This is a genomic window from Streptomyces ipomoeae 91-03, from assembly GCF_000317595.1.
In the GTDB taxonomy this organism is placed as follows: domain Bacteria; phylum Actinomycetota; class Actinomycetes; order Streptomycetales; family Streptomycetaceae; genus Streptomyces; species Streptomyces ipomoeae.
On sequence record NZ_AEJC01000135.1, the window covers coordinates 1 to 7,180 of the forward strand.

Annotated in this window: 3 protein-coding genes and 1 CRISPR repeat array; all 3 genes read left to right on the plus strand. The window is 68.7% G+C overall.

Translation table 11 applies throughout. The features are described from left to right. The first annotated feature begins 82 nt into the window (after positions 1 to 82). Positions 83 to 873 (plus strand): IS5 family transposase gene (locus STRIP9103_RS46155; protein WP_411572384.1). Its coding sequence is split into 2 segments (ribosomal slippage): positions 83 to 413 and positions 413 to 873, totalling 792 coding nucleotides; the frame shifts between segments, so codons are not numbered across the junction. A gap of 1,256 nt (positions 874 to 2,129) precedes the next feature. Beyond that, a CRISPR array of direct repeats spans positions 2,130 to 2,460; the repeat unit is 28 nt; unit sequence GAACGACCCCCACGTGTGTGGGGAAGAC. 708 nt (positions 2,461 to 3,168) lie between these two features. Next, complete coding sequence (gene cas3, locus STRIP9103_RS08860; RefSeq protein WP_234022156.1) at positions 3,169 to 6,036, plus strand: CRISPR-associated helicase Cas3'; 2,868 nt, start codon at positions 3,169 to 3,171, stop codon at positions 6,034 to 6,036. Positions 6,037 to 6,707: 671 nt separating this feature from the next. After that, a partial coding sequence (casA, locus tag STRIP9103_RS08865) for a type I-E CRISPR-associated protein Cse1/CasA (protein WP_009304744.1) occupies positions 6,708 to 7,180 on the plus strand: 473 nt, incomplete at its 3' end.

Sequence of the window (7,180 nt, forward strand, 5' to 3'; positions counted from 1 at the left end):
CTAACAGAAGTTGTTGATCATGTGACTTTCGGCGTGGACGGTCGTTGGTCTGGTCGTGGGGAAACGTCAGTCGCGGCCTTGGATCGTGTCGGATGAACTGTGGTCGCTCATCGAGCCGTTGCTGCCCGAGCCGGGGCCGAAGCTGGTGGAGGGTCGGCCTCGGGTGCCGGACCGGCAGGCGTTGTGCGGGATCCTGTTCGTGCTGCACACCGGTATCCAGTGGGAGTATCTGCCCCAAGAGCTGGGCTTCGGCTCCGGCATGACCTGCTGGCGGCGCCTGGCGGCCTGGAACGAGGCCGGTGTGTGGGACGAACTGCACCTGGTGCTGCTGAAGAAGCTGCGGGCCGCGAAGAAGCTGGACTGGTCGCGGGCGGTGATCGACTCCTCCCACGTCCGGGCGGCCCGGCGCGGCCCAAAAGCGGGCCCAGCCCGGTCGACCGAGCACGGCCGGGCAGCAAGCACCACGTCCTCACCGACGGACAGGGCATCCCGCTCGCGGTGTCGCTGACCGGCGGAAACCGCAACGACGTCACCCAGCTCGTGCCGCTTCTCGACAAGGTCCCCGCCGTGGCCGGCGTGGTCGGCCGGCCCAGGCGCCGACCCGACGCGCTCCTCGCGGACCGTGGTTACGACCACGACAAGTACCGGCGCCTGGTGCGGGCTCGCGGTATCACGCCGGTGATCGCCGAACGAGGCCAGCCACACGGCTCCGGCCTGGGTGTCTTCCGCTACGTTGTCGAGCGCACCATCGCCTGGCTGCACGGCTTCCGCCGCCTGCGCATCCGATGGGAGCGACGCGACGACATCCACGAAGCCTTTCTCGGCCTCGCCACCTGCCTGATCACCCACCGCCACGTCCAACGCCTTTGTTAGGACCTCTAAGTGACCCAGCACCAGCCCTCCGGCCCTGCGCGACAATCCCTGCCCGGCTCGCCCCCGTTCGGTGCGCAGCGCGTCATTGAGATCCGCACGCAGCTGTCCGTCGCTGCGGCCGTCGAACTCGACCTCCGCGCGCGCCAGACGCTCCCAATGCTCCTCCGGCAGCGCCTGGCAGATGCCCCACGCAGCGGGCGCCTTCACCAGAAGGTCCTGCAGCTCGGCCTTGATCTGCGGCACGTCATCGCGTTTACGGCGCAACAGTTCAGCCAGCCGCAGACATCCCTCATCCGGCACGGCCGAGGTGATCAGCTGGTATCGCTCGGCGTCGATCCCGGTGACCAGATGCACCAGCACCGCCACTGCCTCGCGTGCCCGCACAGTCCGTCCCGCTCCGGCGCTCTTCACCTGGACCGCCATCAGCGAGTGGCCATCGGCGTCGCTCAGATCGAAATCGACCGAATCGGCGTGCTGGAGCGACACGGTGTCTCCGGGCCCCTCGATGCGGCATGCAGCCGCCTGGCCAGTGCGCACACTGGCCAGCAGTGCCTCGACCGTGCGCAGATACTGATACTGGAACCCGCGAGCAGCGACCCGCCCACCGTCGAATGCCACGCGCAACCCCCATGCGCCGAAAACCGACCTGTAGCCGTAAGGCTAGGCGCGGGGTCTGACAACGAGCCTTCCCACGACACCACCCGCGACTGCTTTCGGCCTCAGCCCAGCCACAGTCACGGCACCAGGCACATACCGGGCCACGCATCGGACGTAGAGATAAACGAGCCCCTGGACGGGAAGAGAGGGAGCCGATCTGTAGCCACCGCGATAGTGCGCAGCGCCACCGCACCCATCTGCAGCGCGATGGGGGATCTGTCGAGCTGCGACCCCGCGCTTGTGGGAAGAACTGGCCTCGTACGCCACCGTGGCGGAAGCCACGACAGACCTCCCCACACCTGAGACCCCGTCCGGGGACGACCACACGAGGACGTTGATCTTCCCGACCTTGGTGGACAGACCCCCCACGTACGTGGGGAGGGTGGAGCGTAGAGGTCATTCCGTGCCTCAGTCGCGGACAGACCCCACGCGTGTGAGGAAGGCGATCTCCGGCTCCGTAATCCGGTGCCCTGTCCGGGCAGACCCTCACGTGCGTGGGGAGAACCTGAAGGGCGTGCTGCTGGCATGGGCTTTCGCGGACAGACCCCCACATACGTAGGGGATGGCCGCGCATCGCTCAGCTCGCCGACCTGCTGTACGGCTGACCCCCACGTGTGTGGGGAAGACGCAGTCGAGGAACTCGCCAAGGACGTCGCGGCGGAACGACCCCCACGTGTGTGGGGAAGACCCGGCGAGTCCTACGAGCACGCCCAGTTGATGCGAACGACCCCCACGTGTGTGGGGAAGACGCACGTCGCCGGGGGCGGGCGCGGGCGCGGCGGGAACGACCCCCACGTGTGTGGGGAAGACGGGGCGACTGCTTGTGAAGGCCGGCAGGAAACGGAACGACCCCCACGTGTGTGGGGAAGACACCAGCCTGAAGGGGTCTCCTGAGTTCGAGCGAACGACCCCCACGTGTGTGGGGAAGACCCTTCGTGACCTGTGGGTTTGAAGATCAGCTGGCTGTTTTTTGCTTACTTTACATGGTTGGCTGTGCTGGTGAGGCCCGTGCGCCGGGTGGCAGTCGCCCGTGGTGGTTGAGCTTGAACTGCCCGGTCGGTAGGCGGCTTTGGGGTCGCCCCGTGGCCGAGTGAGCGGCTGCCCCCTGGAAGGCGAGCCCGTCAGACCGTCCAACCTGCGCTACCACGACAGACCCCCACTCGTGTGGGGAGTGCAGATGCGACGTGAGCTTTACCCAGGTCCGGAAGGACGGACCCCCACGCATGTGGGGAGTTCCCTGATTCACCTGCGAGTTTGAAAATCAGCGAGCCGATTTTGCTCACTTTAGCCGAGTTGGCGGTGCTGGCGGGACGATAAGTCCTTGGACTGTCCCCCACGTGCGTGGGGAGAGCGTCGTCCTTGTCGTCGTCATCATGATCCAGAAAGACAGACCCCCACTGGCGCGGGGAGTATCCCAAGACGATCGTTGTCGACCGGGGCAAGGTTGACAGACCCCCACGTAAGTGGGGAGCAAAGGTCGCGAGCGGCCCGTGATGACCAGCAGAGACGCACCCTCACAGGATGAGGAAACGAAACCCGGACCGCAGGCTACACCGTCCCGCCCCGGTGGACGCCCACGGCATGATCGCCATGAGGCAAAATGGGCATCAACAAACCCTGATCACAGGGGGAGTTGAGGTGTGGCGGGAGCGGCTGGTGGGAGTGAGGGCGGATGCCCGGTACGGCGGGATCGATCTGACGCCGTGGGGGAAGTTCGACCGCGGTGAGCTGGCGGTGTATCCGCTGCTGTTTCATCTGCTGGATGTCGCGGCGGTCGCCGGCGTGGTCTGGGACCGGTATCTGACCCGCGGCCAGCGGCGTTTGATCGCAGCCGGATTGGGGGTGACGCCTGCGGAGGCGCGCTGTTTGGTGATGTTCATCGCGGGCCTGCACGATCTGGGCAAGCTGTCCGCGTTCCAGGAGCAGGAGAGACATCCCTGGGCCCGGGTCAGTGACAGCCTCCGGGCGGACACCGGCAACTGGCGGCGCATGCCGCACGAGCGGGCGTCCATGCACAGTGTGCTGCAGTTGCTGGCGGAGGCCGGTTACCCGGTGGACGCCTCCGACAGTCCCGGGGTGCTGGTGGCGCAGATCCTGGGCGGGCATCACGGTCGGTTCCTGCAGGTCGACATCGACGGCGCGGCCAAGGCCTCCCGGGTCAACTTCACTTTAGGCGGGCCCGCTTGGCAGGATCTGCGTCGCCGCTATTTCGCGCTGGTGCGCCACCTGACCGGCGCCACCATGGTGCCGACTGAAGTGTCGGTGACGGCGGCCGTGCTGATCACCGGAGTGGGCATCATCGCGGACCGGCTGGCTAGTCAGCGCCATTACTGGCTGCCCAAGGCGCAGGCGCCGGCCTTCGGTGCCGGCGAGCACTACGCGCAGGCCGTCCGGGACGCCCCCGGCCTGATCGAGCAGTCAGGTCTGGCCCGCATCAGTCTGCCGCACACACCCTTCACCCCCGCGCACGGCGGCCTGGCCGCCCCGAACGACCTGCAGGCATCGGTGATGGAGCAACTCGCCCCGGTGGTGGGGGAGAAGGGGCCTGGGATCCTGGTGGTCACCGATGCCACCGGCGGAGGCAAGACCGTCACCGCCTTGGAAGCCGCCCGGATCTTCAACGCGGGCGGTGACACGGCTGGCATCCTGTGGCTGCTGCCGACCATGGCTACCACCAACGCCGCCTACGACGTCCTTGAAGCCTACGTGGCCGCCCACCGGCCCGAGCATGCCCCGGTCTCCCTGGTCCACAGCCACAGCTACGACAACACCGCCTACAGCGACCACCGTCTCGCCGCCCACGAGCCGTCGACCAGCGACGCCTTCTGGCCCGGCGAAGACAACGCAGACACGCCGACGGGGGAGCGGCCCGAGGAGCGGGTGACGGTGCCGGACGGCTGGCTGCGCGGCTGGGACAGAGCCCTGCTGGCCCAGTTCACCGTCGCCACCCACGACCAGGCCCTCATGGCCGCGCTGCCGGTCCGCTTCAGCGCCCTGCGCATGCTGGCCATCTCCGGGCGGACCGTCATCGTCGACGAGGTCCACGCCCTGCCCCCGTTCATGCGGCAGATGCTGGGGCGGCTGCTGCACTGGCTGGGCGCTCTGGGCTGCCCGGTGGTGCTGCTGTCCGCGACCCTGCCCGCGCAGGTGAGTAGCGAACTCATCCGCAGCTACCTCGACGGTGCCGACCACCCGCACCCCGAAACCGCCCACTTGGACTGCCGTCCGCCCTATCCCGGCTGGCTCTACGCCGCGGCCTCGGACGCCTCCCTGACCCGCATCGACCCTGCCGTGGCCGCCGCCCACGCCGCCCGCAACCGCCGCAGTGCGGACATCCGCCTTCATCCGGTGCGCCACTCCTCCTGCACCGATCCCGAGGACGCCCCCGTCCGGGAGACCCGTCTGGAGCGCATCACCCAGGAGATCGCACCCGTCGCCGCATCCGGCGGCTGCGCGGCCGTGTACTGCGCCACCGTGGCCGACGCCCAGACCACCTACGCGCACCTGCACACGGCCCTGGACTGGCCGGACGGCGGCCCCGGCGGCCAACTGTTCCTGCTGCACGCTCGCCTGCCCGGCCATGAGGGTGAGGCCCTCACCCGCCGCGTCCGCACCGCTCTGTCCCGCACCGGCGAGCGCCCCAAGCGCCTGGTGGTCGTCACGACCAGCCTGCTGGACATGAGCCTCGACATCGACGTCGACGTTATGGCCAGCGACCTGGCCGCTCTGCACACCCTCCTGCAGCGCCTGGGCCGGCTGTGGCGCTTCGACCACATCGCACGGCCCGACTGGATGCGCCAGCAGGACCGTCCCCGCCTGAGTGTCCTTCAGCCCACCGACCACCGCGGCCACCTCCTGCTGCCGCCTGCCTGGCGCGGGCTGGACTCCCCGTTCCTGCCGCGCGCCACCGCCGCCTACCTCACTCAGCGGCCCGATGGCCCGCTCACCCTGCCCGACGACGTGCAGCACTTGGTGGAGAGCGTGCACGGTGACGCCGACGACCTCGCCCAGGCCGATGCCGCCCTGCAGCGCAGCCACACCCTCCACCAGGCCCGGCAGCGCACCGAGGAACACCACAGCGCGCTGCACACCGTCCCGGCCTGGTACGACACCTTGTCGCTGTCCGACCTGCACCGTCAGAACCTGCACGCCAGCCAGGCCGCCACCCGCCTGGGCGTCATGCCCCGCCGTCTCCTGCCCGTCTACCGCACCTCGGGCGGCCGCCTCACTCTGGATGCAGCCGGCACCCAGCCGCTGCCCCGGCACCGCAAGCCGACCACCGCGCAGACCCGCAGGATCCTCCAGCACACCTTGCCCGTGCCCGCCGCCTGGGTCGCCGACCGCAGCCGCCGCAACCAGGTCCCCGACTCCTGGCGTACACACGCTCTCCTCGCCGACCTCGTCCTGCTGCCGCAGGATGCCGACGACCCTGCACGGCCGGTGCGTTTCGGACGGCACAGCCTGCGCCTCGACGCCACCTTGGGGCTGGTCCACACCGAGGCCTGAGCCGTCTTCGCCCGCATGCCTGCGGCCGCGGTCCTTTCCTGAGTCCTTCAAAGGCGCTGTGGCTGCTGATCGCAGACCGCGCAGGGCTGCGCGACGACCGGGGAGTGCTGTCGAGCCGGCGTCTGCCCGGTGGGCCGCCACCTCGCGAGTCCGGCACCCTCCGGCCACGGCGACAGGCCCGCTCGGGCGGGCCCGGACACCTTGGAGACGGTGGCGCGTCGCACCCCTGGTTTCTCGAGGCGGTCCGGTTGCGTCCGTCCGGGCGGCAGCGAAAAAAGGGGGACGCCCGGGCAGAACCGCGAATAGGGCCGCTCCGTATCCGGGAAATGACCCTGGGTCAAAAAAGGAAACTGACCGGTAATTGCGGGGTGAACGATGTGGTTCGGAAGTCGGCTGGGCTGTGGTTAATATGGAATTGCGAAGCCGGACGAACGTTCGAGTCCGGTATGTCGCACCTGCTGCGCTGCGTGCACCGCACCCTTGGTGTTCCCGCGCGACACTTGCCGCCCGCCGACGTGGCCTGACCCTGCCCACGACCGCGCGGCCCGCCTCCTTCCCTTTCGCTCCGCGCATATACCCGCGGCACCCGTGATCCAGGCGGGCTCCTGATTTCGGCAGGCAACTCTTTCCCAGAAACCCCCTCTTTCTTCACACCCGGCAATGGAGCCCGTGTGCCTGCCTCGCATTATGCGACCGACCAAGAGCCCTGCATTCCCGTCCTGTTCCTGAACGGGCACCAGGAATACCTGGGATGGCGGGATGTGCTGCTGCATGCCCACCTCATCAAGGACCTGGCGCTGCCCCTGCCGCCGGCAGCATCCGCCGCCCTGCGCCTGCTCGTTGCGATGGCGGCACGGGTGAGTGGCCTGGATGCGCAGGCAGACGGGCGGATGACCGCACGACAATGGGCACAACGCCGCCGTGACCTGCTGAAGAACCCCCAGGGATTCGACTCGGGTGCCGTCCACGACTACTTCGACCGCTACATCTGGGACCTGTTCCACCCCGAGCGGCCGTTCCTGCAGGACCCACGGCTGGCCACACAGTGCACGAAACGGGCCGGCGTCAACAAGCTGGTCTTCGGCCGCCCCGAGGGAAACAACCTGGCCTGGCTCAGCCCGCACACCGACACCGACCCCCAACC